The following is a 24,715-nucleotide window of genomic DNA, read 5'->3' as shown; positions in this document are numbered from 1 at the left end:
GTACCTTTTCAACCAAAGCCCTCCCCCATGAAATCTGTCGTTTACTCGCAGCCTGGCTTGCCCCTGCAAGACCCTCAATCTCTCTATGATGCAGACCTGCCCGTACCGTCCCCCGGTGCGCGAGACCTGCTGGTCGAAGTCAAGGCCATCGCAGTCAACCCGGTCGACACCAAGATTCGCGCCAGCCGTGGCGGTGACCAGCCGCAAGTGCTGGGTTGGGACGCGGTCGGCATCGTCCGTGAAGTGGGCGAGCAGGTGACCCTGTTCCAACCAGGGGATGAGGTGTTCTACGCCGGCGCCATCGACCGCCCCGGCTGCTACAGCGAATTCCATCGGGTGGACGAGCGCCTCGTTGGGCGCAAGCCATCTAGCCTGGATGCTGCCAGCGCCGCTGCGCTGCCATTGACGTCCATCACTGCGTGGGAGCTGCTGTTCGACCGCCTGCGCCTCGAAGAAAACGGCGGTCAGGGTCAGCACCTGCTCATCATCGGCGCGGCCGGTGGAGTGGGTTCGATCCTGGTGCAATTGGCCCGCCAGTTGACTGGGCTGACCGTGATCGCTACGGCTTCCAGGGCCCAGACGCAAGCCTGGGTGAAGGACCTGGGCGCGCACCTGGTGATCGACCACTCGGCCCCACTGGCCGCCCAGCTCAGCGCACACGGTGTTGCAGCGGTCGATCACGTGATCAGCCTGACCCATACCGACACTTACCTTGAGCAACTGATCGAGGTACTGCGCCCGCAAGGGCAGCTTGCCTTGATCGATGACCCTGCGCAGCTGGATGTGGTCCCACTCAAGCGCAAATCCTTGTCGCTGCACTGGGAGCTGATGTTTACCCGTTCGCTCTATCAGACGCACGACATGATCAAGCAGCACCAACTGCTCAACCGCATCAGCGAAATGGTCGACACCGGTGTGCTCAAGACGACGGTGGGCGAACATTTCGGGACGATCAATGCGAGCAACCTGAAACGGGCGCACGCGGTCATCGAGAGCGGCAAGGCCAGGGGCAAGATCGTGCTGGAAGGCTTCTGAACCCAGTGGCCTGAACGACGGGTTCAGGCGTGCAGCAGCGGCGTGACGGCCTCCACCAACTGATCGACGGCGTCCGCCACGGTGCCTTCATTTTGACAAAGCAGCCAGCCGTGCTCGTGTGCAGCGTGGTTGAACGCCTGGGTACTCGCGATCTGCTCCTCCAAGGTATGGATGACCGTGCTGCCCAGGCCCCGACGGCGGGACGCAGCCCTCGTCCAGGACGTTTGCGCCGTGGTGAGCACCGCGATGTGCAGGTCAGGCACCTGCACGCCGCGTTCGATGTTCAAACGCAACACCTGGTCGAATGGCACGTTTCGGCGAAACGCCGCGTCCGAGGGGTACCAACGGTCAATCAGGACAATGCTGTCGCCAGGTTGGCGCGGCAGTACGTGGCGGGTGATCCAGGCGCGGCTTTCGGCCAATCGCTCGCAGACCTGCCACTCAAGCGTTGGCGAAGGCTGCCTGGCCAGCTGATTGACCAACGCCATGGTCTGCGCGCGCTGTGGATCATTGTTGCGCTCGCACAGCCTGACCACTTTGTTGCCTCGGGCCCGTAACGCCTGGGTGAGTGCTTCGAGCAGCGTGGTCTTGCCAGTACCCTTCGGCCCGTCCATGGCGATGAAAAGCGGGCGACTCATGTGCGTGTACCTCCAAAATCAAGGGCCGCATGAAACCACCGAGGCCAGTCACACACAAGCGCTGGCACCGCGTGCAGACGACTGACACCCACAAAACTGCTATCCGGGGCACTCACTGGCTATGCCGTACGCGGGTGTGCTGATAGGCTGACGGCGGCAGCCGCGCAGGCAGCCTTTACATCATCTACAGGCATGGCTAATGACCCTCGACCCACAGGTAAACCTGAGTAATTGCGACCGCGAACCCATTCAGATTCCCGGCAGCATCCAGCCCCATGGCTGCTTGCTGGCCTGCGACGCCACCGCAACCGTGGTCCTGCGTCACTCGGTCAATGCGCCGAAATTACTGGGGGTCACGCTGCCGCTCAATGGCAGTAAACTCGATGACGTGATTGGCGGGGAACTCGCCCATACCTTGCGCAATGCGCTGGCCCGTATCCGCGAAGGATCGCGCCCGGCGTTGAGCTTTGCAGTCGCCCTGCCCGATGGCCGGCGTGTAGATGTGTCGGCGCACCGCTTCAAGGGCAGCACTCTCCTGGAGTTCGAGCCTGCGGGCCAAAACGTTGCAGAACCCATCGAGCTTGCGCGCACTTTGATCGCGCAGCTGCGCGAAATCGACCAGACCGACCGCCTGTTCCGCGATGCCGCGCGTTTTGTGCGTGCAGTACTGGGCTACGATCGGGTAATGATCTACCAACTGGGAAGCGATGGCGCCGGCAAAGTGATTGCCGAGGCCAAGCGCAGCACGCTCGAGAGCTTCCTGGGGCAGTATTTTCCCGCATCGGACATCCCGCAGCAGGCTCGCGCCTTGTACCTGCGCAATCCGATCAGGGTCATCCCTGACGTGCAGTTCGAGGCGGTGGCCCTGGAGCCTGTGCTGGACCCTTCGGGCGAGCCGTTGGACCTGTCCTATGCCCACCTGCGCAGCGTGTCTCCCATCCACTGCGAATACCTGCAGAACATGGGCGTGGGCGCCACCATGTCCATCTCGATCATCGTCAATGGCGCGCTGTGGGGGTTGATCGCCTGCCATCACTACTCATCACGCAACCTGACCATGGGGCGACGCGTGGCGGCCGAGATGTTTGGCGAGTTCTTCGCCCTGCACATCGAAACAGTGCGCAGCCGGCAACAACTCGAAGCGGCCGTGCAGGTGCACGACACGCTCGACCTGATGCTGCGCGATGCCAACCATGCCGCCGACATGCACAGCTTCTTCGAAGACCGGCTGCCAAGGCTGATGTCGCTGATCCCGTGTGATGGCATCGGCATCTCCCTGCAAGGGCGTTGGTCGAGTGCCGGTACCGTTCCGCCTAGAGCTTGCGTGCCTGAACTGCTGCGCTTCGCCGAAAGCGTGGCCGAAGCCAGGACGTGGGCATCGAACAGCCTTTCACTGGCCCATCCGGCGGCCCAGGCCTACTTCAGCGACGTGTCGGGCGTGCTGCTCATCCCCATTTCGCAGCGCCCGCAAGACTACATCATGTTCTTTCGCAAGGAGGTGGTGCAGACCCTCGACTGGGCGGGCGACCCCAACAAGACCTATACCAGTGGCGCGATGGGCGACCGGCTGACGCCGCGCACGAGTTTTTCCATCTGGAAACAGACTGTGCACCAGCAGTCTGCGCCATGGACGGAGCAGGATCGACAGTTCGGGGACGCCATTCGTACGGCCATCGTCGAGGTGTTGCTGCACAACAGCGAACTGCTGGCCAGCGAACGCTCCAAGGCCGAGGTGCGCCAGCGGGTGCTCAACGAAGAGCTCAACCACAGGGTCAAGAATATCCTGTCGCTGATTGGCGCACTGGTTGCCCATCCCACGGCCGAGGGCCAGACGCTCAAGGGTTACGTGAACACCTTGCAGGGCCGCATCCAGGCCCTGTCGCTGGCCCACGACCAGGTCGTGCGGGGTGATGGCGGTGGGCGCCTGGCGATGTTGCTCGATGCCGAATTGTCGCCTTACCGCACGGCTATTGCCGACATCGTCATGCAAGGACCCAACGTGATTCTCGATGCCAGGGCCTATTCGGTGATGGCGCTGGTGCTGCACGAGCTGGCGACCAACGCGGCCAAGTACGGTGCGCTGTCGAGTCCAGGGGGGCGGCTGTCTGTGAGCTGGGCGATCGATGCTGCAGGCGCCTGCGCCATCATCTGGCAGGAAAGCGGCGGCCCGCAGGTGCAGGTACCCCGGCGCCGCGGCTTCGGCTCGGTACTCATCGAGCGCAGCATCCCGTTCGATCTGGGCGGTACCAGTAGCGTGGAGTACTACCCTGATGGGGTGCAGGGCTTGTTCACGCTGCCAGCCAGGCACCTGGCGGTTGCCGAGTCCGAGCCTGCGCCTGCTGCTGCCGCGCCCATGATCGATTCCTCTGACCCATTCGCCGCACGACCTGGCCTGAGCGTGATGATCCTGGAGGATCAGTTGGTCATTGCCATCGGCCTCGAGCAAATTCTCAACGACGCCCACATCGAGCATGTCATCACGGCCAGTTCCGAGCAGGAAGCTTTGCAGGTTTTGGAGCGGCACTCACCCGACGCCGCCATTCTCGATGTGAACCTGGGGCGCGGTACGTCCATTGCGGTGGCCGAGGCATTGATGCGTCGGCGCATCCCTTTCCTGTTCGCAACCGGTTATGGCGATGGCATCAGTATTCCCGCGCACCTGAAGCACATTCCGGTCACACGCAAACCTTATGACATGAGTACCATCGTGATGAGCCTTCGTGGCCTGCTCGAACCGCAGGACTGAAGACGCTCAAGACGGCGGCCATTGCGGCCGCCGTACACAGCCTGAGATCACATCCACGCATCCTGCTGCAGCTGGTCAATGCAGCAGGATGATCGACTCGGCGATCAGACGCAGCGTATGGGCACGCTTCAGATCGCCAGCGCCCGCTCGCGCAGCTCGCTGTTAAGAATGCGGTCGTTCTCGCTGTAGTCGACCGGGCAGTCGATCACATGAACGCCTGGGGTGGTGATGCAGTGCTCCAGCAAGGGCAGCAGGCCCTCGGCGCTTTCGACACGGTGGCCGGTGGCGCCGTAGGCTTCGGCGTACTTGACGAAGTCCGGGTTGCCATAGTCCAGGCCGAAGTCGGTGAAGCCCATGTTGGCCTGCTTCCAGCGGATCATGCCGTAGCCGTCGTCACGCAGAATGACCACGGTGATGTGCATCCCTAAGCGCACTGCGGTTTCCAGTTCCTGGCTGTTCATCATGAAGCCGCCGTCGCCGCATACCGAGATCACCGGGCGGTCCGGGTAGACCAGATGCGAGGCCATGGCCGATGGCAAGCCGGCACCCATGGTCGCCAGGGCGTTGTCCAGCAGCACCGTGTTGGGCTTGTGAGCCTTGTAGTTACGAGCGAACCAGATCTTGTAGATGCCATTGTCCAGGGCCACGATGCCCTCGGAAGGCAGTACGCGGCGGATGTCGGCCACCAGGCGTTGTGGGTAGACCGGGAAGCGGTCGTCGTCGCCGCCTTCGGCGATCTGCGCCTCGTTGGCTTCACGAATCGCCATCAGGCGGGTGAAGTCCCAGTGCGCGGTGTCGGTCAGTTGCTCGCTGATCTGCCACACGGCGTTGGCGATGTCACCGATCACTTCGACCTGAGGGAAGTACACGGCATCGACTTCGGCGGAGCGGAAGCTGATGTGGATGACTTCGGTGCCGCCACGGACCATGAAGAACGGTGGCTTCTCGATCACGTCGTGACCGATGTTGATGATCAGGTCGGCCGCCTCGATCGCACGGTGCACGAAATCGCCGGACGACAACGCCGCGTTGCCCAGGAAGCGTGGGTGACGCTCATCGACCACGCCCTTACCCATCTGGGTGGTGATGAACGGGATGCCGGTCTTGTCGATCAGCTGCTTGAGCACCTTGGCGGTCATCTTGCGGTTGGCGCCGGCACCGATCACCAGAATCGGGCTGCGCGCTTTATGCAATTTTTCCACGGCTGCGTCGATGGCCACGTGCTCGGCCAGCGGGCGACGGTGCAGGCTGCGCGGGATAGGCAGGGCATCGGTCTGCTCGGCGGCGATGTCTTCAGGCAGTTCCAGGTGCACAGCACCCGGCTTTTCTTCCTCGGCCAGGCGGAAGGCTTCGCGCATGCGGGCCGGGATGTTGTCGGCCGAGGCGAACTGGTGGGTGTACTTGGTGATGGGGTCCATCATGCCGCACACGTCGATGATCTGGAAACGGCCCTGCTTGGACTTCTTGATCGGCTTCTGCCCGGTGATCATCATCATCGGCATGCCGCCGAGATAAGCATAGGCGCTGGCGGTGACCAGGTTGGTGGCGCCGGGGCCCAGGGTGGACAGGCTGACGCCGGTCTTGCCGGTCAGCCGACCGTAGGTGGCGGCCATGAAGCCTGCAGACTGTTCATGGCGGGTCAGTACCAGCTTGATCTTCGACTTGCGCAGGGATTCGAGCAGGTCGAGGTTTTCTTCACCGGGAATGCCGAACACATACTCGACACCTTCGTTTTCCAGGCATTGCACAACGACATCGGCGGCCTTGGCCATTTAATGTACTACCTCAAGATCCAGGGAGGATGCAGCCGGCTGGCTGCGTGACTGAGATGTTGCAGGATGTCTCAGTGCCGCGCATCGTAGGCCTTGGCGTTAATAATAGTAAATATATTGTTATGATGCTGAGCATCACAAAACGTTATCAATTCCGGAATACCTCAAATGAATCTCAAGGCGCTGCGTTGTTGCGTTGAAATCGTCCGCCAGGGCAGCTTCACCAAGGCCGCTCAGCACCTGCACATCGCCCAGCCGGCGCTGAGCATGGCTGTGACGCGTCTTGAAGAAGAACTGGGCGTCAGTCTGTTCAACCGCACCACACGCAAGGTGGTGCTGACGGTGGAAGGCGAGCAGTTTCTGCCCCGCATCGCATCAGCGTTGCGGGAGATGGACGTGGCCCGCCAGGCGTTGCGCGACATGGCCGACCTCAAGCGCGGCGAAGTGAGGCTGGGGATCCCGCCAATGTTCGGCCTGCACTATGTGCCCGGGCTGATGAACGCCTTTCGCCGGCTTTATCCCGGCATCGCCATGACGGTTTTCGAGGGCAGCGCCGAAGACATTGGCCAACGCCTTGAGCAACGGGAAATCGACCTGGCGCTGCTCGAGTCTCGCCGAGTGCCCTCGGACAAGGAGTCGATCCTGTTGGGTAGCGATGAGATGCTGGCCTGCATGCACCCGGATCACCCCTACGCCAACAAGGCAAGCCTGACCGCCGAAGATCTGCGCAACACTGACATGGTGGTGTTCGACCGCACATTCGTACAGCGTCAGCTGCTTGACGCCTTCTTTGCCGAACACGGCATCACTTACCAAGTGGCATTGCAGAGCAATTTCGTCTCGTTGGTGGTCCAGGCCGCCCTGGACAACATGGGCGTGGCCACATTGCTGCGCTCTGTGCAATTGAGAACACCAGGGATCGTTGGCGTGCCGTTCGAGCCTGCCCAGCAGATGAGTTTTCGGCTGTGCTGGCGCTCGGGTGAGTACTTGTCGCTGGCCAGCCAGCGCTTCATCGATTTTGCCGGACAGAGTCAATATCTGGATCGCTAGCGGCCTGGAGTACATCTGTACTCCAGCTCGCTCGACGCTGTACGCGCCCACATAGCTTCGCTAATTGGATCGGCTAGTGAGTCAGCGCGCCTCGACGCACCGTTCGCGTCTCCATTATCATCACTTGAACGTTTCAGCATATTTCAAGGAGCCAGATGTCTGTTTTAGAACCCTCCCCACTGCCCGGTAAAAGTACCGTCGTAAAGATGGAAGCCGCCATGGCATTGGGCAGCTTCGCCATTGGTACCGGCGAGTTCGCCATCATGGGTCTGATGCCGGATATCGCCAGCAACCTGAACCTGAGCGAACCCCAGGTCGGTCACGCTATCAGCGCTTATGCGCTGGGGGTGATGGTAGGCGCACCTACCTTGGCCATTCTGGGCGCCAAGGTTCTGCGCAAGCACATGCTGCTGATGCTGATGGCCCTGTACGCCCTGGGCAACCTGGCCACTGCCTTCGCACCGTCGTTTGGCGGTCTGATCGCGTTTCGCTTCATCAGCGGCCTGCCCCACGGCGCGTACTTCGGCATCGCCGCAGTCGTAGCCTCCAGCATGGTGCCCAACAACCAGCGCGCGGGCGCCGTGGCCCGGGTCATGATGGGGCTTACCCTGGCCATGTTGCTGGGCAACCCGATCGCCACATTTCTGGGCCAGTACTTCGGCTGGCGTTCGGCGTTCGTGTTGGTCGGCCTGATCGCCGTTTGCACCATCGCGATGGTGTGGCGCTTTGTGCCCCAGCGTCATGATGAGGTGCGCAGTGACCCGCGCAAGGAACTCAAGGCCTTCACCCTGCCCCAGGTATGGATGGCGCTGGGCATTGCGTCCATCGGCTTTGCCGGCATGTTCTGCGTGTTCAGCTACCTGGCCCCGACCATGCTTGAGGTGACCCGCGTGGCGCCCCAGTGGATCCCGTTCGGCCTGGCAGCCTTCGGCCTGGGCGGCATCGTCGGCAACATCGTGGGCGGCAAATTATTCGACCGCTTGCAGTTCCGCGCCGTGGGGCTGGTGCTGGCGTGGTCAGTGTTGGTCCTGCTGTTCTTCACCTTTGCCGCGGCGAACCTGTGGAGCCTGCTGTTGGGCATTGGCTTGGTGGGCACCATGATCGCCCTGGCAGCGCCTTTGCAAATCCGCCTGATGGACATCGCGCACGAAGCCCCAAGCCTTGCAGCGGCCTCGAACCATGCCGCCTTCAACCTGGCCAACGCCCTGGGCCCATGGCTGGGTGGCATGGCTATCACGGCGGGGTTGGGCTGGACCAGTACAGGCTACATCGGCGCCGCCATGGCGCTGCTGGGCCTGGGACTCTATGCGGTGGCGCGGCGCATGAAAGGCGGCGCTTGAGACAGAGGACAGCACCGCGCTGATGGTGTGCCTGGCGGTGGCGTGGCCGGCGCACCAGTACAGCCCGTTGCCAGAAGCGGGCCTTGCCAAACGGCCGGCACGGGCTAGTACCCTAAACCCCACCTACCCCTCTCAAACCCACCACTGCCGAGCCTGCTCATGTTCGATTGGGAAGACCTACGCCATTTCTCGACTTTCTGCGCCACCGGGTCGCTGTCTGCCGCCGCCAGGGTTCTGTCAGTCGACCACGCCACCGTCGCTCGGCGGATCGCCTCCCTCGAAGCTTCGCTGAATCTGAAGCTGGTCGACCGCCGCGCACGGGCCTATGTACTCACCGACGAAGGCGAACGCGTAGGTGAGTTGGCCGGCCAGATGGCCGCGTCGTCCTTCGCCCTCGAACACTTCGCCAGCGCCGGTCAACAGACGGTAGAAGGTGAAGTGATCCTTTCGGCGCCGCCCGCCCTGCTGGGCAGCATCATCGCCAGGCGCCTCGGGGACCTCTACCAGCAATACCCCCAACTGCGGCTGCGGTTGGTCGGCAGCAAGTCCCGGGCATCCTTGGCCAGGCGCGAGGCCGACATCAGCGTCGTCTTGTCACGGCCCACCGAGCCCACCCTGGTGGTCAGTCTGCTCGGTCACCTGGACTACCGTTTGTATGCCAGTGCCGATTACCAAGCCAGCGGTTCGGCACGGCGATACATCGGTTATGACGCCTCCCAGGCCCATTCGCCGCAGCAGCAGTGGCTCAACCGCCAGGCGGGCGCGCAACCCTTCGCCCTGCTGAGCAACGACCTGCGCATTCAGGCCCAGGCCTGTGCCGGGGGGATCGGCATCGCTTGCCTGCCCGCCTTCATGGCCCATGAGCAAGGGTTGATCGTGGTGGGGCTGCCTGAGCAGACCATGAGCATCGAGATCTGGCTGGCGGTGCACGAAGACGTGCGCGCCACGCCGCGCATAAAGGCAGTGACCGATTTCCTGCACCAGCAGGTCAAGCCCCTGTTGCGCTTGTGAATTCCTGCATGTCCCACTTGCAGCAACAGGGAATGTGCCTGCATGGCCAACAAGGGTACGCTGCACCTATTCAAAGGCTGACGAGGACACACTGATGCAATACGTGAAACTGGGTACCACCGGGTTGGACATTTCCAGGTTGTGCCTGGGCTGCATGACCTTCGGCGAGCCGGATGCCGGCACGCACCCCTGGACACTGGGCGAAGAAGCGAGCAGACCTATCATTCGCCACGCCGTTGAGCAAGGCATCAACTTTTTCGACACGGCCAACAGCTATTCAGCGGGCACTTCCGAGGTGATCCTCGGCAAACTGCTCAAGGAGTTCACCCGGCGTGACGAGACGGTGATCGCCACCAAGGTCTTCTACCCAGCCAATATGTGGCAAGGCGCCAGCCGTCTCAACGAGCAAGGGCTGTCGCGCAAGGCGATCATGACCAGTATCGACGCCAGCCTCTCGCGTTTGGGCACCGACTACGTCGACCTTTACCAGATCCATCGCTGGGACTACACCACGCCCATCGAAGAGACCATGGAAGCGCTCAACGACGTGGTCAGGGCGGGCAAAGCGCGCTATATCGGCGCTTCGTCGATGTACGCCTGGCAATTTGCCAAGGCGCAACAGGTAGCCGCCAGCAACGGCTGGAGCCGTTTCGTGTCGATGCAGAACTTCCTGAACCTGCTGTACCGCGAGGAAGAGCGCGAAATGATTCCGCTGTGCCTGGATCAGGGCGTCGGGCTGATGCCCTGGAGCCCTATGGCACGGGGTCGCCTGACACGCCCCAATGGCCAGCAGACCGAGCGGACTCGCACTGATCTGTCCGGACAGTCATTCTTCGAAAACAGCGAGGAACAAGACGGACGGGTCATCGACGTGGTCGAACAGATTGCCCAGGAACGCGGCGTGCCGATGGCGCAGGTGGCGCTTGCCTGGGTACTGGGTAAGCAAGGGGTCAGCTCGCCCATCGTAGGTGCGTCCAAGCCTGCGCACCTGGACGACGCGTTGGCCGCTATTGACCTGCACCTGACGGCTGAGGAAACCGCTCGGCTCGAAGCACCCTACGTGCCCCATGCAGTCACCGGTTTCAAGTAGCCTCAGCGTGCGATAAAACCCATTGGCCACCCCTTTTCCTACACGTGGTGGTCAATGTGTGCTGTCTGCTCTGGGTAGAAGTACTACAATGCACGCCCCTGTAATCTGTGTGCTGTTTACCCATGAAATCATTGCGTTACGCCCTTCATCTACTGCTGATTCTAAGTGGCTATACCTGGGCTAATCCGCCCTCCACCTTTGCTGAAGCCAAGGTCGTGGCAAAGCAGCAGGTCTACATGGACCAAGGCAAGAGCGCCATGGGCGAGCTGTACTGCGGCTGCCGATGGACATGGGTAGGCAAGTCAGGCGGACGGATCGACGCGGCTTCGTGTGGGTACCAGACCCGAAAACAGCAAAACCGCGCCGAGCGCACCGAGTGGGAGCACATCGTGCCAGCCCATACCTTCGGTAACCAACGCCAGTGTTGGAAAAACGGCGGTCGGGAGCATTGCGTGGACAGCGACCCGGTATTCCGCGCCATGGAGGCCGACCTCTTCAACCTCTACCCAGCCGTGGGTGAGGTGAACGGGGACCGCAGCAATTTCAACTATGGCATGGTCAGTGGTAATCAAGGCGAGTATGGCCAGTGCACGACCAAGGTGGATTTCGCCCAACGCGCGGCCGAGCCAAGGGATGAGGTCAAAGGCCTGGTCGCCCGTACCACGTTCTACATGTTCGATCGTTACCGCCTGAACATGTCGCGCCAACAGCAACAACTGCTGATGGCATGGGACCGCCAGCACCCCGTCTCAGCCTGGGAAAAAGAGCGCGACCGACGCATCTCCGCCATCATGGGCCACGCCAATCCGTTCGTCACGGGCGAACGCCAATGGACGCTGAACTACACACCCACGGGCGATGGCGTGCAGCCGTCATTGGCGGCGCCAGTCCGTACCTCCGCCGCTAGCCAAGCCCCGGTGGGCGCCGTGCTGGGCAACCGCAACAGCCACGTGTATCACTTGGCTGCCGGGTGCCCGGGCTATCACCAGGTCGCGCCCAAGAACCAGATCGCGTTCGCGACCGAGGTAGAAGCCCAGGCGGCGGGCTACCGAAAAGCCGGCAACTGCCGTTGATCCACCACCCTCAGCGGCGGCTTATCAGCCATTGACCGCGTTGGCCGGGCGCCTACCCGCCAGCGCGGCGAGCAGGTTGTCCACGGCGCGACGCGCCATCGCTTGCCGAGTTTCTTCTGTGGCCGAACCTATGTGCGGGGTGGCCACTACGTTGTCCAGCCGAAGCAAAGGCGAGTCGGCCGCCAATGGCTCCTGGACGAATACATCCAGGCCCGCGCCGCGGATGCGCCGTGTTTCAAGGGCATCGATCAGTGCCTGTTCGTCCACGACCCGCCCTCGGGAGATATTGATCAGGATGGCCTCAGGCTTCATCAGCGCCAGCTCCCCGCGCCCGATCAGCCCTTCGGTAGCTGCGCTCAACGGGACGGTGAGGCAGACGAAATCTGCCTGCGCCAATAGCTCGTCCAGAGCAAAGCGTCTGGCCCCGTAGCGGGCCTCGACGTCAGGCTTGGGTCGCTGGCTGTGGTAGATCACCTGCATGCCGAAACCAGCGGCCGCTCGCCGCGCCAGCGCCTCACCGATCCGTCCCATGCCGACGATGCCCAGCGTCTTGCCGTGCACGTCGCTGCCGAACTGCGCAGGACCAAGGCCCGATCGCCAGTGACCGTCGCGTACCCAGTTGGCCAGTTCCACCACCCGCCTGGCGGTGGCCAGGATCAGTGCGAAGCCGGTGTCGGCCGTGGTTTCGGTCAACACATCGGGGGTGTTGGTAAGCACGATACCGCGTCGATCAAGGTCGGCGATGTCATAGTTGTCCACGCCCACCGAGACACTGGAAATGACCTCGAGCTCGGGCGCTAGGTCAAGCAGGCTGGCATCCAGGCGCACACTGGCGCCCAGCAACCCGTGGGCGCCAGGCAGCGCATCACGCAAGCGCGCCATGCCATCGGGACGGGCCAGGTCGACGGTGGTGACCTCTGCCGCGGCCTGAAGGCGAGCGAGCAAGTCGGGGGACAACGCCTTGTACAGCACGATGCGTTTTTTCATGTCGGGTTCCTGGAAGGGATGGCCGGGCGCAGGCAAGGTGTCTTGGCACGCCCGGAGGTCGTTGAGTTGTTCAGCGCCGCGGTCAGGGCGACGGCGCACAGCAGCGCGCCGCACATGAACAGGTACGAGGCCGCAGGGCTACCCGTGGCACCATTGAGGTAACCCACCAGCCACGAACCACCGAACGAGCCCAGCGCGCCCATGCTGTTGATCAAGGCCATGGCGCCACCGGCCACGTTGGCCGGCAGAATCTCGGGCACGATCGCGAAAAACGGGCCGTAGGGGGCATACATGCAGGCCCCGGCGACCACCAGCAGTGCATACGACAGCCAGAAGTGCTCGGTCCCCAAAGCGTAGGAGCCATAGAACGCGAGCGCTGCCACCAGCAGCGGTGGCCACACGAAGCGCTTGCGCCGTTGCATCCGATCGGAGGCCCAGGAGACGCCCACCATCGCGATCACTGCTGCCAGGTAGGGTACCGAGGCCAGCCACCCGGCCTCGACGATGTCGACGTTGGCTGCCTGCTTGAGGATCGAGGGCAGCCACAGCACAAAGCCGTACACGCCAATGCTCCAGCAGAAATACTGCAGTGACAGAATGATCACCTGCGGCGAGCGGAACGCCTCTCGGTAGTTCTTGACCGGCTTGATGCCCTGCTGCTCCGCCGCCAGCGCCTGTTGCAGATCATTCTTCTCCTGCTCGCTCAGCCATGAAACCTGCGCAGGCCGGTCATCGACCAGGCGCCACCAGCAAAACGCCCAGATGACCGCCGGCAAACCCTCGATGATGAACATCCAGCGCCAGTCGAAATGCTTGATCAGGTAGCCGGACACCACCGACATCCACAGTATGGTCACTGGATTGCCCAGCATCAGGAAGGTATTGGCGCGCGAACGTTCCGCCCGGGTGAACCAGTGGCACAGGTAGACCAGCATGGCCGGCATCACCGCCGCCTCTACCACACCCAGCAGAAAACGGATGCCAATCAGCATGTACACGTTGCTGACCATGCCGGTCAGCGTGGCCAGCCCACCCCACAGGATCAGGCAGACGAAAATGAGCTTCTTGACGCTGCGCTTTTGGGCGTAGATAGCCCCCGGTACCTGGAAGAAGAAGTAGCCCAGAAAGAACAGCGCACCCAGTAGCGAGGACAGCACAGGGGTGATGTGCAGGTCTTCGGCCATGCCCGATGCGGCTGCGAAGCCGTAGTTGGCACGGTCCAGATAGGCAAGGCTGTAGGTGACGAACACGATGGGGATGATGTACCACCAGCGGCGTGGCGCCAGGCTTGTACGTTTCATGGTGAGTTTCTCCTGAGCTTGTTGTTTTTGTGCGACAGGTGATTCAGGCCGTGCGTATTTCAGGGTTTTGTGGGGATTCGTATGCCGTCAGGTCCTGCCGGTGCGGCAAGCCCTCCATATCACCGCGCGACTGCACCGCGCGGCTGCCGCACCAATTGCCGCGGGCAACGGCGTGCTCGACGGGCTGGCCTTCAAGCAAGGCGCTGAGCACACCGACGGCGAAGGCATCGCCAGCGCCCACGGTATCGACCACGCAGGGCGCAGGTACGGCCGCGACTTGGCCCTCCTCGTTGGCACTGCGGTAGTAGGCGCCCGCCTCGCCCAGCTTGATCACCACCAGGTCCACACCAAGGTCCAGGTAAAAGCCGGCGATCTCGGCAGGTGTCTGCCTGCCCGTGAGCAGGCGGCCCTCCTCCAGCCCCGGCAGCACCCAATTGGCCTGGGCAGCAATGGCGTTGATCTCGGTGATCATGCGCTGTTTGTCGGGCCATAGCGTCGGGCGCAGATTGGGGTCGAATGAAAGGGTGCGACCGGCTTTGCGCATCTGGCTGACCAACGCATGGGCAAGCCCCCGACAGCCGTCCGACAGCGCCAGCGGAATGCCGGTTACGTGCAGGTGGTCCGCGCGCAACCAGGCCGGATCCAGCATCGAAGCGCTCATGTGGCTGGCTGCAGAGCCACGCCGGAAATACTCGACGACAGGGTCACTGCCGTCATCGCAGCGCGCCTTCAGTTGAAAACCCGTCGGATGCGTTGGGTCAACCTGCACATCCGCGCAGTCGATCCCCTCTGCGCGCAAACTGTCGAGTACGAAGCGCCCCAGCGAGTCGTTGCCGACCCGGCTGATCCAGCGCACGCCAAAGCCAAGCCGCGACAAGCCGATGGCGACATTGCTGTCGGCGCCGGCAATGCGTTTGCCGAAACGCCCGACCTGTGCAAGATCCCCCCCATCATCGGCCACGAACATGGCCATGGTCTCGCCGAAGCACAGCACGTCATGATCAGGCATGGCTCAGCTCCCGTGCGCAGTGGCGCGCACCCAGTGCGGACAGTTGATGTACGTGGCTGCGCGTCACGGTCAGCAAGTCTTCGCCAAGCAGCGGGTATTCCACAGCACGCATGACCCCAGGTGTGAAATGGGCCAGGATCTGCTGCCAGTGCTCAAGATCGGGCGCCTGAGGTGCAGCGGCAGCCAGTCGCCCACCACCATGGCGAGTCACTGCTTTGCAGTGCACATACTCAACCCACCGCCCAAGCCGGCTGGCGGCTTCCAGCACCGGCTCGTCCAGCCACTGCCAGTTGCCGATGTCGAACGTCATGCCGACCCGCACGCCGCACGCGTGTGCCTGTTCGAAAAAGCCCACGAGCGGCGCGATCCGCCCACCGTGCTCAGTCTGGTCGTTCTCGACCAGCAACACGGGGCCGTCCTCGGGTAGCACCGCCCGCAATACCTGCATGTCGACGCCAGCTCGGTAATGCCCCAAAGACACCTTCACCGCTACAGCCCCAAGTGCCTTGGCGATGCGCAGCTTGGCACCCAGTTCGGGCGCGGGCGTACCCTCTGCGCACCAAAGCTCCAGCGGTGTGGAATAGAGGCACTGCAGCCCTGCACCGGCGATGAATGCACCCAAGGCAGTCGGGTCGGGCTGGCATGAGAACAATTCCTCACGTAACTCAACGCGGCTTGCCCCAGCGCTTGCCAGCAGATCGATGAACTGCTCCTGACCGCGTTGTCGGACGAAGTCTGCGCCGTAGCTGGACAGGCTGATGGAAACAGGATTTGCATGCATTGTTATTGTCCTATGAAACCGGTTTCATTTTTGAACGTCAGGCATTGCGGATAGGCCGCTAGCCGCCGTTATGTTCAACGTAGGGGGGTGGAACCTCGTATGATCAGCGACGCTTTGAAATCGATGCGCCGGGCGGCGCCTTGTTCACCGTGCAGGCGACTGAGCAAGTGCTCGAACGCTGCCATGCCGATGCGTTCGGTGGGCTGCGCCAGGGCCGTGATGCCGTTGCCTACCAAGGGGTACCAGTCAAGGTCGTCCAAGGCGATCACCCCAACATTACCGAACAGCGCATGCCCGGCCTCGCGCAATGCTGTGGTGACCGCCAGCGTTGCAACGCCGTTGAGGGTGAAAAGTGCCTTGGGACGGGTGCCGTTGCTGCCCAGGAAACGGATGAGCGCTTGTGACAATCCCGGGCCGGTCCGCACGACCTCGCACTGCATGTCGGCGCGGCTTTGGACACAGGCTGTCAATGCCTGGACCCGCTCGGCTCGCGAGCTGGTACCGTCCAGCGGCTCGGTGACGGCGAGAATGTCCCGGTAACCCCGAGCGTGCAGATGCTCGACACCCTGCTGCATCGCTTGAGCGTTGTCCAGGCCGACCAGGTCGGCGTTAATCTCAGGTAACTGCCGGTCGACCAGCACGATGGGCAGGTCACGCATGACGGTAAGCAACTCACCTGGGTGGTGGCCCAGGGTGTTCACGATCAGCCCTTCCACGTTGTAGGACTGCAACGCGCGCAGATGGTGGCGCTCTTGCTCGTCATCGCGGTTGGTGTTGCACACTACAAGGCTGTAGCCATGCTGGCGACAAGCCGTCTCCACGCCGTGCATGACTGCGACCGAATAGGGATTGAGAATATCGGCGACCAGCATGCCGATCAGTCGTGTCTGCCCGCGCTTGAGCCCGCGCGCCATCTGGTTCGGCCGATAGCCAAGCTGCTCGATCACCTCGCCCAGGCGTTGGGCCGTGGCATCGGCCAGCAACTGGCGATCGCCTCCGATGTACCGGGAAACGGTGGCCTTGGAGACACCTGCGACACGGGCCACCTCGCTGATGGTGACACGGTCGCGCGCTGGCGCGGGTGCTGGGCTCATGATGGGACCTTATGGTTGTTGTGATCATGATGAAACCGGTTTCACTAGAACAAAAAATGCCTATACGCGTCAATCCACCGTTGATCGGGAATGCTGTTTACTGCCGGTTCAAACAGTAGGAGGGCCCTGTGGAAGCGGCCTAGCCGGGGCGCCGGACCAGCCGTGATGGGCCGCCCAGAAGCCCCAGCGATGTAAGATACGAAGCTAAAATCTGGGGGCCGCTGCGCGGTCTATCGCGGCCGGAAGGGCTTTGACTCTCGGGATTCCAGGCTGCAGGGGCAGTGCAAACACAGGGCCCCTGGCAGCGGCATAGCCCTGCAGCGCTAGTGCTCGGTCACCTGTCCGAGATCATCACCCGATGTCTGCTTCATGTCGCTTGTGCGAAGCTTTTTCACCGCCTTGACCTCGATAGGCTCACCCTGGTTACCCCAGCTGGTGCGGATAAAGTTGACCACGTCAGTCACCTCCTGATCGCTCAGGCGCCAGCCATAGGCCGGCATGGTGAAGTTCGAGGGCGCCGTGCGGGTCGCGGGCAGGGTCCCACCCTTGAGTACCAAATGAATCAACGAGGTAGCATCCTGGGTCTGCACCACCGGGTTACCGGCAAGCGCTGGGAAGACGCGCGTGTACCCCTTGCCATCGGTGCGGTGGCAGGCGGCGCAATTGTCGATATATACCCCAGCCCCTGGCTTGCTGTCGTCGCCTTTCCACAGCGCATCCGCCACTTGCCGATCGTAGACGTGGGGCGTGTCATTCGGATTGCTGGGCGGCAAGGTCTTCAAGTAGCGCGCTATGGCTGTCAGGTCGGCGTCGCTCATGTACTGCATGCTGTGCTCCACCACATCGCTCATGCCACCGAACACGGCACTGGTGTCGCTGCGGCCAGTCTTGAGAAACTGCACCAGCTGTGCCTCGCTCCAACTGCCCAGACCATCCTTGTGATCGCCTCGCAGATTCTTCGCCACCCAGCCTTCGAGCGGCGCGCTGCCGGCCAGGAAAGCATCGCCCTCCTTTGCACTCAACGCTTTTTCCTGCATGGTCAGGGCCCTTGGGGTATGGCAGGCACCGCAGTGGCCCAGGCCTTCGACCAGGTAAGCGCCGCGATCGATCACCGGATCTCGCTCGGGCAACGGCTGCCAATGTTCAGGCTTCGGGGCGAATACACCGCGCCAGATCGACAACGGCCAGCGCATGCTCAGGGGCCAAGGAATGTCCGTGTCCTTGTTCGGCTCCTGCACGGGAGTTACGCCCTTCATGAAGTAGGCGTACAACGCCTGCATGTCGGGTTCGGTCAACCGCGCATAGGACGGGTACGGCATGGCCGGGTACAGTGTACTGCCATCCTTGCGGATCCCACGGCGAAGGGCTCGGTCGAAGTCTTCGAAACTGTACTGACCGATGCCCTCGGATGAGGGGGTGATGTTGGTCGAGTAGATCGTGCCAATGGGCGTTTCCATCGGCAACCCACCCGCAAAGGGCTTGCCGTCCTTGGCCGTGTGGCAAGCCACACAGTCCCCTGCACGCGCCAGGTACTCACCCTGGCTAACCAGCGTCTGTTCGGCCTGCGCTGCCTGCGTTGTCTGCGCCGTCATGCCCATACCCACCAGCACAGTGGCGATCAACATTCTGTTCATGCTCATCGCTCCTTACACCGCCACCAGGGGGCCGGGATTCTTCAGGTACCGTTCACGAATGGCCCGTGCCGACCAGTAGGTCAGCGCAGCGACCAGACCGGTCGGGTTGTAGCCAAGCCCCTGCGGGAACGCCGAGGCCCCAGGTACGAACACGTTGTGTACATCCCAACACTGTAAATAGCGGTTCAAAGCGCTGGTTTTGGGGTCGGTCCCCATGATCGCCCCACCGTTGAGGTGAGTCGTCTGGTAGGTAGCAGTATTGAAATGCTCCTTTACCTGCTTGCCCAGCACCGCAATGGCCTTGGGGTTCATGGCCTTGGCGATGGCGCTCAGCTTGCCGACCATGAACTGGTTCATTCGGATGTCGTTTTCCTGCCAATCGAAGGTCATGCGCAGCAGCGGCAAGCCATAGGCATCACGGTAGGTAGGGTCCAGGTCCAGGTAATTGCCGCGGTAGGACTGGTGCGCGCCGTGGGCATCCATGGATATCTGGTGGGTGTAATAGTCGGCGGTGGCCTTTTTCCAGGCGCTGCCCCATGCAGGCGTGCCCGGCGGGTTGCCTACACCTGCGATGGGCCGGGTCCCCGCTTGGTTGACCCACATCGGTGAGCCACCCACGAAGCCGTGAGGGCCATGGTCGAAATTGTCGGCATTGAAGTCGTCGATCGCCACGCCATTGCCACCGGCGCCGATGAAGTTGTTGGTGTGCAAGTCCTTGTCGAAAAAGGCCTTGACCGTGCCCATGTTCTGATAGGCGAAATTGCGCCCGACCACCCCTTCGTTCTTGACCGGGTCGTAGGGCTTGCCGATGCCAGAAAGCAGCATCAGGCGCACATTGTTGAACTGAAAAGCCGACAGGATCACCAGGTCGGCCGGCTGTTCCATCTCACGGCCCTGGGCGTCGATGTAGGTCACCCCGGTCGCACGCTGCTTGCTGTCGTCCAGGTTCACCTTCAGTACATGGGCATTGGGCCTTAGCTCGAAGTGCTCCACCTGGCGCAGCGCGGGCAGGATGTTTACGTTCGGCGATGCCTTGGAGTACATGTAGCACACGTAGCCGCTGCAAAATCCGCAGAAATTGCACGGTCCCATCTGAGCGCCATACGGGTTGGTGTAAGGGCCGGATGTGTTGGCCGAGGGCAGGTTGTAAGGGTGGTAGCCCAACGACGAGGTGGCCTTCTGGAAAACCTGAGCCGACACCACGTTCTTCTGCGAGGGCAGCGGGAACGGATTGGAACGGTCCGGGGCAAACGGATTGCCGCCCTTGCCCTGCCCGACCAGTTCACCCTTGACCGTCCAGGCCTGCCCCGAGGTGCCGAACACCTTCTCGGCGAAGTCGAAGTAGGGTTCCAACTCTTCGTAACTGACGCCGAAATCCTGAATGGTCATGTCCTGGGGGATGAAGGACTTGCCGTAGCGTTCTTCGTAGTGGCTGCGCATGCGCAGCTCCATCGGGTCGACACGAAAGTGTACGCCCGACCAGTGCAAACCGGCACCGCCTACGCCCTTGCCGGGCAGGAACGCGCCCAGCTGGCGGTACGGCAACGCTACATCGTTGACGGTATGGCGTATGGTCACCGTTTCCTTGGAAAGGTCCACGAACAGCTTCTTGCGCACGCTGTAAGTCAGTTCGTCGATCACTTGCGGGTAGCTGCCATCGGGGTAAGTGTCCTGCATGGGCCCGCGCTCCAGCGCCACCACGTGCAGGCCGGCCTCGGTCAGTTCCTTGGCCATGATTGCCCCCGTCCAGCCAAAGCCGACGATCACTGCGTCGACCTTCTTCAATGCATTGGCCATGGCTCAAGCCCTCTCGCCGCGGATGGACACAGGAGGGAACGGGTAGCGCTCGTTACGCTCTGCCCAATCCATGAAGTCGGCGCGCGCGCCGGGAAAACCGATCAGTTTCCAGCCGACCATGCCCTGGTTGCCCCCATGCACCGGGTCGCAGAAAAAGCCTTCGCGCGTGTTCTGCAGCAGCAGGCTGAAAAATGCTTTGGCCGGCACCTCCTTCAACGCCAGCTCACCAGACTCCAACTGCGCCAGCACCTCGTCCTGCTGCTCGGGGCTGCGCGCGTGAAACGCCTTGTTGCCGTTGGCCAGGCACCATTGGTGCACACCTGCAATTCCCAAGCGGTAGATCTGCTGCGGGGTCAGTTGCAATTGATAGCCAAGCTCGGGTGCCGCATCGGCCTCGAACGGGCCTTGCATGTACCAGAGCCCGCCGCTGGCGTAGGCCGTGCCCATCTGACGGTCGATATACTGCGCAGCGCCGGCCTCGAGGGCACCAGGCCCTAGCGCGTCGGCTGGAATGAGCCGGCTGACCGCTGCCTGGACGAAGGCGAACTCCTCTGGGGTGAAGAACGCAGGATGGTAGGCAGTGTCAGCGGGTTTGGCTTCAGGCTGCTCAGGCGGGCGTACCGGCTCGGCCAGGGCGGTGGCTGCGCCCAGCCCAATACCGGTACTGGCCACCGTTACCACCGGTATCAAGGTCAAGGTCTTGCGCAGGAAGTCCCTGCGGGGGTTGTCCGGTACATGCTCAGACATATGTAATCCTCATCGTCAATCGGCTACCGCGGCCACGGCACGATGAAGACCATCAACGGACGAATGGCGTTCAGAAACGTTTTGAATTATTTGGCGACTGACTGATAGTGAACGCTCAAAGACGCCAGCTTTCTTCTGCTGGATAACAGGCTTACTGGAATAGTCAGACTGATGATCCAATCCGATCTGGACCTGTTCGGGGCCCAACCGCAGCAGCTGGCACCCCGCACGATACTGTTGCCTGGCGTCGCGCTAGATGACGTCGAGCACGTACTGGATGCGCTTCGCCCGATCCTGCGATCAGCGCCATGGCGGCACATGCGTACGCCTGGCGGTTTGAGCATGGCTGTGGGCCTGACCAACTGCGGCGCACTCGGTTGGATCAGTGACGAACGCGGTTACCGATACAGCCCCGTGGACCCGCTGTCCGGCAGACCCTGGCCGATGATGCCGCCCGTGCTTCTGGCCTTGGCCACGCAGTGCGCTGCGCGTGCAGGGTTCGATGGCTTCGTACCGGATGCGTGCCTGATCAATCATTACCTGCCGGGCATTCGTCTGAGCCTGCATCAGGATCGTGATGAGCAGGATTTCAGCCAACCCATCGTGTCCCTTTCCCTGGGTTTGCCTGCCGTGTTCCTGTTGGGTGGCTTGCAACGCGCGGACAAGACCCAGCGTATTGCCTTGAATCATGGCGATGTGCTGGTGTGGGGTGGTGAAGACCGTCTACGCTTTCATGGCGTCCTGCCCATCAAGCCTGGCGTGCACCCACGCATGGGCCCGCGGCGCATCAACCTGACGTTTCGCAAGGCAGGGGCCTGAACGACGAAGCAATCGAATTGAACGCATGGAGCAGGACCGGGCTCCCATGCAGCCTGCAACCTCCTCGAATGCCTTTCCTACAGGAGATCGTCATGACAAATCTGCATGCCCTAGCACGTACTTCGATCAGAGAGCAGCGATCATGAGAATGCCAGGCCGCGCTCCAAATGCATCGGTGCAACTCGACTACGTCCGCGACACCCTGTTCGGTCCCGTGGCGCAAAGCGTCGAGTGCCAGTGCCAGCTTGCGCCGCTCAACCTGCAAGGTCGGCCTGCACTGCGTCTGCACATCTGCCCGCCTCTGCCTAATAAGGTGCACCGTGCGCACAGTGTCGCGTTCATCTGGGACGGGCGCAGTTACCATGGCGTTGTCAGAGACCAGGGCAAGTGCGGCGACGGTGGGCTCAATCTTCTGCTTGAGTTGCAGTGACGGCAGGTTAGAAGCGAGCTTTGCGCCGCGCGGTCAGGCTAATTTCTTCGAGTGCATGGGAGCACTGTCACGCATTGCGTGTAATTGGCCGACCAGGTTAACCAAGTCCCTGCTGCTGTTCAGACTGCTCAGCGGAACATCGCAAAGCGTGACGGCCTCTGTCAGATCCTGACCATTGCCGAGCCGGATGGTCAGGTGTGAGCCATCGGCACAGTTGATTTCACAACGATCTGGCAAGCATGCCTGTTCGATCATCTGTCGCAGTTCCAGTGTCGATACGCCTAACAGTGACATGGCAGAGAGCCCTCTCTGGATTAACTTGCGGTGGGACAGGCCTGGGGCCAGGCACAGGGCCACAGGAAGAGGAACCTGTCGGTGCGCATGTGGATATGCGTTATCGATCGTGCGGGGTTCCATCTGCACCTTAGCTGAAGAACCCGAGCGGTGCTGGGTAGTTCGAGCCGTGTCGAATCGGTGCGACGGGTGGTTCTTCGCGCTCCAGGACGGTGCGCGTTCAGGGCATACGGCCGAACTTCCCCAACTGAAAGCCTTCGATGGACTCGATGATTTCTTCCCGCGTGTTCATCACGAAGGGACCGTATGCCACCACAGGCTCGTCGATAGGCTCACCGCTCAGCACCAGCACACGGGCGGGCTGCAGGGCTTCAAGCAGCACATCGGCACCGTCACGGGCCAATACCGTCACTGAGCACGGGCCGGCCTCGCTGACCTGGTTCAACCGCAAACCGCCTTGCAGGGTCACCACCGCAGCCGTGCGGCCTGCCGGGATAGGGAGCACCAGTTTAGCGCCGGCCTCAAGGTCCAGGTCCCACACGTCCATCGGCGTAAACGTGCGCGCCGGCCCGCTCACCCCCTGGTACTCACCTGCGATCACACGCAGGCTGCCCGCGCCCGCACCCAGATTCACCGTGGGGATATCGGCGCTGCCCAGGGTCTGATAGCCGGCCGGAGCGCGCTTGAATCGGGCCGGAAGGTTCACCCACAGTTGCACTGACTCCAAAACGCCTGCGCTGCGGGCGAATCCAGGTGAGTGAAACTCTTCATGAACGATGCCGTCTGCAGCGGTCATCCACTGAACGTCACCCGGTCCTATTACTCCGCCGGCGCCCGTTGAGTCGCGATGCTCCAGTTCGCCTTGGTAAACGATCGTGACTGTCTCGAAACCCCGGTGCGGATGAGCCCCTACGCCGCGACGCGTCGAGGTGGGGGCGAAGGTGTGGGGCCCGGCGTAATCGAGAAGCAGAAACGGGCTGGTGCGACTGACGTCGTCGTCATAGGTGAACAGGCTTCGCACCGGAAAGCCATCGCCTACCCAGTGCCCGGCAGGATTGGAATGGGTATGCAAAATCGTCTTCATCGTGCGCTCCTCAACGTCCGGGTGCCACCTTAACGTTGCATCGACTCACGGGCTAGCTACCTGAAACGGTCCAGCCTGTTCTACCGGTAGGACGCTGGGTCGAAGGAAAGCCAGCACCTCCTGCGCCGCAGCCTCAGGGTATTCCTGCATGAAACAGTGTCCGCCGCCCACCTCCTGAACACTGACATGAGGGTTGAGCGCTGCCAGCCGTAACGCCGAGGCCCGCACATAAGGGTAGGTCTGGCTGCCGTACAGCACACGCGTCGACACGCCGATACGCGACAGGCTTGACCACAGGTGGGACGGATAGGTACTGAAGATGTCCACTTCGCGGCTTGGGCGACACTTGAGCAGCACGCCGCCCTCGCCTTCGGCGATCGCATGCGACACATAGGCCTGCAATGCCGCGTCGCTCCAGCCTTTGAAGATGCCCCGCCCTTGCAGGGAAATCATGGCTGAGTGGCGGTCGGGCCAGGTGCTGCGCCTGCCGGCCGTTTTGCGCGCCAGCGCATGGTGCCGGTTCAGCCCGAAGCAGGCGGCCAGCTTCATCGAAAACAGCATGCGCCTACTGAAAATCACCGGGTCGAGCAGCACAGCGCGCTCGAACAACTGCGGCTCACTGGCCAGCAACAACCCGGTGAGCACCCCGCCGAAGCTGTGGCCGATGGCAAGGCGGGGTACATCTGCGTACTCAGCCACATGCGCGCTGAAAGCTTCAGCCGCCAGCGCTGCCGTGCGGTTCCAGCCACGGAATGGGCCTGCGTGGTCACTGTCTCCGTGCCCCTGAACGTCGCTGAGCCAGAGATCGAAGTGTTGTCCCAGTTGCATCAGCAGCGGTTGGTAGGCGAGCGAGCAAAACCCGTTGCCGTGCAGAAAGTGCAGGAGGGGCCGCCCTGTAGGCTCGCTGCGCCAGCCGCGCAGGGTGAACCCTTCGCTACAATCGTGGGACCACGGTGTCAGTTGCATGGTGGGCGCTGCCTTCT

General features: G+C 62.2%; 22 protein-coding genes. 9 read left to right on the top strand and 13 right to left on the bottom strand.

Annotated elements, in window-relative coordinates:
• Nucleotides 1–27 precede the first annotated feature (27 nt).
• Nucleotides 28–1,035: a zinc-binding alcohol dehydrogenase family protein gene (locus B2S33_RS18355; RefSeq protein WP_145279985.1), complete on the top strand. Its 1,008-nt coding sequence runs from the start codon at nt 28–30 to the stop codon at nt 1,033–1,035.
• A 23-nt stretch (nt 1,036–1,058) separates the two neighbouring features.
• Here the strand turns inward: B2S33_RS18355 and B2S33_RS18350 are convergent, their stop codons facing one another.
• Nucleotides 1,059–1,673: a dTMP kinase gene (locus B2S33_RS18350; protein WP_197873817.1), complete on the bottom strand. Its 615-nt coding sequence runs from the start codon at nt 1,671–1,673 to the stop codon at nt 1,059–1,061.
• Nucleotides 1,674–1,872: 199 nt separating this feature from the next.
• On the opposite strand from B2S33_RS18350, the gene B2S33_RS18345 reads away from it, so the two are divergent.
• The gene (locus B2S33_RS18345; RefSeq protein ID WP_242810509.1) at nt 1,873–4,419 is read left to right on the top strand and encodes an HWE histidine kinase domain-containing protein; all 2,547 of its coding nucleotides are present in this window, start codon (nt 1,873–1,875) and stop codon (nt 4,417–4,419) included.
• Nucleotides 4,420–4,547: 128 nt separating this feature from the next.
• Here B2S33_RS18345 and B2S33_RS18340 read toward each other — a convergent pair whose 3' ends face one another.
• Entirely contained in the window at nt 4,548–6,191 is a 1,644-nt protein-coding gene (locus B2S33_RS18340; protein WP_027914964.1) for an acetolactate synthase large subunit, read from the bottom strand.
• Between the two features lie 168 nt (nt 6,192–6,359).
• On the opposite strand from B2S33_RS18340, the gene B2S33_RS18335 reads away from it, so the two are divergent.
• From B2S33_RS18335 to B2S33_RS18315, 5 genes are all read left to right on the top strand, one after another.
• A complete protein-coding gene (locus B2S33_RS18335) occupies nt 6,360–7,241 on the top strand; it encodes a LysR family transcriptional regulator (RefSeq protein WP_128610469.1) in 882 nt (293 codons plus the stop codon).
• A 155-nt stretch (nt 7,242–7,396) separates the two neighbouring features.
• Nucleotides 7,397–8,581: an MFS transporter gene (locus tag B2S33_RS18330; protein ID WP_027914962.1), complete on the top strand. Its 1,185-nt coding sequence runs from the start codon at nt 7,397–7,399 to the stop codon at nt 8,579–8,581.
• Between the two features lie 159 nt (nt 8,582–8,740).
• Entirely contained in the window at nt 8,741–9,592 is an 852-nt protein-coding gene (locus tag B2S33_RS18325) for a LysR family transcriptional regulator (RefSeq protein WP_242810510.1), read from the top strand.
• A gap of 94 nt (nt 9,593–9,686) precedes the next feature.
• A complete protein-coding gene (locus B2S33_RS18320; RefSeq protein WP_288650787.1) occupies nt 9,687–10,682 on the top strand; it encodes an aldo/keto reductase in 996 nt (331 codons plus the stop codon).
• A 122-nt stretch (nt 10,683–10,804) separates the two neighbouring features.
• Nucleotides 10,805–11,755 (top strand): endonuclease, encoded by a 951-nt coding sequence (locus tag B2S33_RS18315; protein WP_242810511.1) that lies wholly within the window; start codon nt 10,805–10,807, stop codon nt 11,753–11,755.
• 24 nt (nt 11,756–11,779) lie between these two features.
• Here the strand turns inward: B2S33_RS18315 and B2S33_RS18310 are convergent, their stop codons facing one another.
• From B2S33_RS18310 to B2S33_RS18275, 8 genes are all read right to left on the bottom strand, one after another.
• Nucleotides 11,780–12,742 carry a 2-hydroxyacid dehydrogenase gene (locus B2S33_RS18310; protein WP_288650785.1) on the bottom strand — a complete coding sequence of 321 codons (963 nt, stop codon included), beginning with the start codon at nt 12,740–12,742 and terminating at the stop codon, nt 11,780–11,782.
• The gene (locus B2S33_RS18305) at nt 12,739–14,043 is read right to left on the bottom strand and encodes an MFS transporter (RefSeq protein ID WP_028687445.1); all 1,305 of its coding nucleotides are present in this window, start codon (nt 14,041–14,043) and stop codon (nt 12,739–12,741) included. Before B2S33_RS18305 ends, B2S33_RS18310 begins: the two co-directional genes overlap by 4 nt.
• Nucleotides 14,044–14,086: 43 nt before the next feature.
• Entirely contained in the window at nt 14,087–15,052 is a 966-nt protein-coding gene (locus tag B2S33_RS18300; RefSeq protein ID WP_280076880.1) for a sugar kinase, read from the bottom strand.
• Nucleotides 15,045–15,833, bottom strand: a complete 789-nt coding sequence (locus B2S33_RS18295; protein WP_028687447.1) for a sugar phosphate isomerase/epimerase family protein — start codon at nt 15,831–15,833, stop codon at nt 15,045–15,047. Before B2S33_RS18295 ends, B2S33_RS18300 begins: the two co-directional genes overlap by 8 nt.
• Nucleotides 15,834–15,907: 74 nt before the next feature.
• Entirely contained in the window at nt 15,908–16,927 is a 1,020-nt protein-coding gene (locus B2S33_RS18290) for a LacI family DNA-binding transcriptional regulator (RefSeq protein WP_288650783.1), read from the bottom strand.
• Nucleotides 16,928–17,250: 323 nt separating this feature from the next.
• Complete coding sequence (locus tag B2S33_RS18285; RefSeq protein WP_371259673.1) at nt 17,251–18,525, bottom strand: c-type cytochrome; 1,275 nt, start codon at nt 18,523–18,525, stop codon at nt 17,251–17,253.
• Nucleotides 18,526–18,573: 48 nt separating this feature from the next.
• On the bottom strand, nt 18,574–20,358 hold the full coding sequence (locus tag B2S33_RS18280) for a GMC family oxidoreductase (protein WP_145279999.1): 1,785 nt from the start codon (nt 20,356–20,358) through the stop codon (nt 18,574–18,576).
• Between the two features lie 3 nt (nt 20,359–20,361).
• Entirely contained in the window at nt 20,362–21,105 is a 744-nt protein-coding gene (locus B2S33_RS18275) for a gluconate 2-dehydrogenase subunit 3 family protein (protein WP_027914952.1), read from the bottom strand.
• Nucleotides 21,106–21,276: 171 nt separating this feature from the next.
• On the opposite strand from B2S33_RS18275, the gene alkB reads away from it, so the two are divergent.
• Nucleotides 21,277–21,924 (top strand): DNA oxidative demethylase AlkB, encoded by a 648-nt coding sequence (alkB, locus tag B2S33_RS18270; RefSeq protein WP_288650780.1) that lies wholly within the window; start codon nt 21,277–21,279, stop codon nt 21,922–21,924.
• Nucleotides 21,925–22,066: 142 nt separating this feature from the next.
• Nucleotides 22,067–22,354, top strand: a complete 288-nt coding sequence (locus tag B2S33_RS18265) for a hypothetical protein (RefSeq protein ID WP_049695925.1) — start codon at nt 22,067–22,069, stop codon at nt 22,352–22,354.
• A 33-nt stretch (nt 22,355–22,387) separates the two neighbouring features.
• On the opposite strand, the gene B2S33_RS18260 is transcribed toward B2S33_RS18265, so the two are convergent.
• The 3 genes from B2S33_RS18260 to B2S33_RS18250 all read right to left on the bottom strand — a co-directional run bounded on the left by B2S33_RS18260 (nt 22,388) and on the right by B2S33_RS18250 (nt 24,698).
• A complete protein-coding gene (locus tag B2S33_RS18260) occupies nt 22,388–22,648 on the bottom strand; it encodes a DUF1652 domain-containing protein (protein WP_027914949.1) in 261 nt (86 codons plus the stop codon).
• Nucleotides 22,649–22,868: 220 nt separating this feature from the next.
• Nucleotides 22,869–23,732 (bottom strand): pirin family protein, encoded by an 864-nt coding sequence (locus tag B2S33_RS18255; RefSeq protein ID WP_110606445.1) that lies wholly within the window; start codon nt 23,730–23,732, stop codon nt 22,869–22,871.
• A 45-nt stretch (nt 23,733–23,777) separates the two neighbouring features.
• Nucleotides 23,778–24,698 carry an alpha/beta fold hydrolase gene (locus B2S33_RS18250; protein WP_088523472.1) on the bottom strand — a complete coding sequence of 307 codons (921 nt, stop codon included), beginning with the start codon at nt 24,696–24,698 and terminating at the stop codon, nt 23,778–23,780.
• Between the last annotated feature and the right edge of the window lie 17 nt (nt 24,699–24,715).

This window comes from Pseudomonas sp. UBA5568 (assembly GCF_002425525.1).
GTDB classification, from domain to species: domain Bacteria; phylum Pseudomonadota; class Gammaproteobacteria; order Pseudomonadales; family Pseudomonadaceae; genus Aquipseudomonas; species Aquipseudomonas fulva.
The sequence above is the reverse complement of the archived record's forward strand: the minus strand, read 5'-3'. Positions and strand labels throughout refer to the sequence as shown.

Coding starts and splice junctions, on each gene's coding strand:
- B2S33_RS18355 (WP_145279985.1), top strand. CDS start 28: ATGAAATCTGTCGTTTACTCGCAGCCTGGCTTGCCCCTGCAAGACCCT.
- B2S33_RS18350 (WP_197873817.1), bottom strand. CDS start 1,673: ATGAGTCGCCCGCTTTTCATCGCCATGGACGGGCCGAAGGGTACTGGC.
- B2S33_RS18345 (WP_242810509.1), top strand. CDS start 1,873: ATGACCCTCGACCCACAGGTAAACCTGAGTAATTGCGACCGCGAACCC.
- B2S33_RS18340 (WP_027914964.1), bottom strand. CDS start 6,191: ATGGCCAAGGCCGCCGATGTCGTTGTGCAATGCCTGGAAAACGAAGGT.
- B2S33_RS18335 (WP_128610469.1), top strand. CDS start 6,360: ATGAATCTCAAGGCGCTGCGTTGTTGCGTTGAAATCGTCCGCCAGGGC.
- B2S33_RS18330 (WP_027914962.1), top strand. CDS start 7,397: ATGTCTGTTTTAGAACCCTCCCCACTGCCCGGTAAAAGTACCGTCGTA.
- B2S33_RS18325 (WP_242810510.1), top strand. CDS start 8,741: ATGTTCGATTGGGAAGACCTACGCCATTTCTCGACTTTCTGCGCCACC.
- B2S33_RS18320 (WP_288650787.1), top strand. CDS start 9,687: ATGCAATACGTGAAACTGGGTACCACCGGGTTGGACATTTCCAGGTTG.
- B2S33_RS18315 (WP_242810511.1), top strand. CDS start 10,805: ATGAAATCATTGCGTTACGCCCTTCATCTACTGCTGATTCTAAGTGGC.
- B2S33_RS18310 (WP_288650785.1), bottom strand. CDS start 12,742: ATGAAAAAACGCATCGTGCTGTACAAGGCGTTGTCCCCCGACTTGCTC.
- B2S33_RS18305 (WP_028687445.1), bottom strand. CDS start 14,043: ATGAAACGTACAAGCCTGGCGCCACGCCGCTGGTGGTACATCATCCCC.
- B2S33_RS18300 (WP_280076880.1), bottom strand. CDS start 15,052: ATGCCTGATCATGACGTGCTGTGCTTCGGCGAGACCATGGCCATGTTC.
- B2S33_RS18295 (WP_028687447.1), bottom strand. CDS start 15,833: ATGCATGCAAATCCTGTTTCCATCAGCCTGTCCAGCTACGGCGCAGAC.
- B2S33_RS18290 (WP_288650783.1), bottom strand. CDS start 16,927: ATGAGCCCAGCACCCGCGCCAGCGCGCGACCGTGTCACCATCAGCGAG.
- B2S33_RS18285 (WP_371259673.1), bottom strand. CDS start 18,525: ATGGGCATGACGGCGCAGACAACGCAGGCAGCGCAGGCCGAACAGACG.
- B2S33_RS18280 (WP_145279999.1), bottom strand. CDS start 20,358: ATGGCCAATGCATTGAAGAAGGTCGACGCAGTGATCGTCGGCTTTGGC.
- B2S33_RS18275 (WP_027914952.1), bottom strand. CDS start 21,105: ATGTCTGAGCATGTACCGGACAACCCCCGCAGGGACTTCCTGCGCAAG.
- alkB (WP_288650780.1), top strand. CDS start 21,277: ATGATCCAATCCGATCTGGACCTGTTCGGGGCCCAACCGCAGCAGCTG.
- B2S33_RS18265 (WP_049695925.1), top strand. CDS start 22,067: ATGAGAATGCCAGGCCGCGCTCCAAATGCATCGGTGCAACTCGACTAC.
- B2S33_RS18260 (WP_027914949.1), bottom strand. CDS start 22,648: ATGTCACTGTTAGGCGTATCGACACTGGAACTGCGACAGATGATCGAA.
- B2S33_RS18255 (WP_110606445.1), bottom strand. CDS start 23,732: ATGAAGACGATTTTGCATACCCATTCCAATCCTGCCGGGCACTGGGTA.
- B2S33_RS18250 (WP_088523472.1), bottom strand. CDS start 24,698: ATGCAACTGACACCGTGGTCCCACGATTGTAGCGAAGGGTTCACCCTG.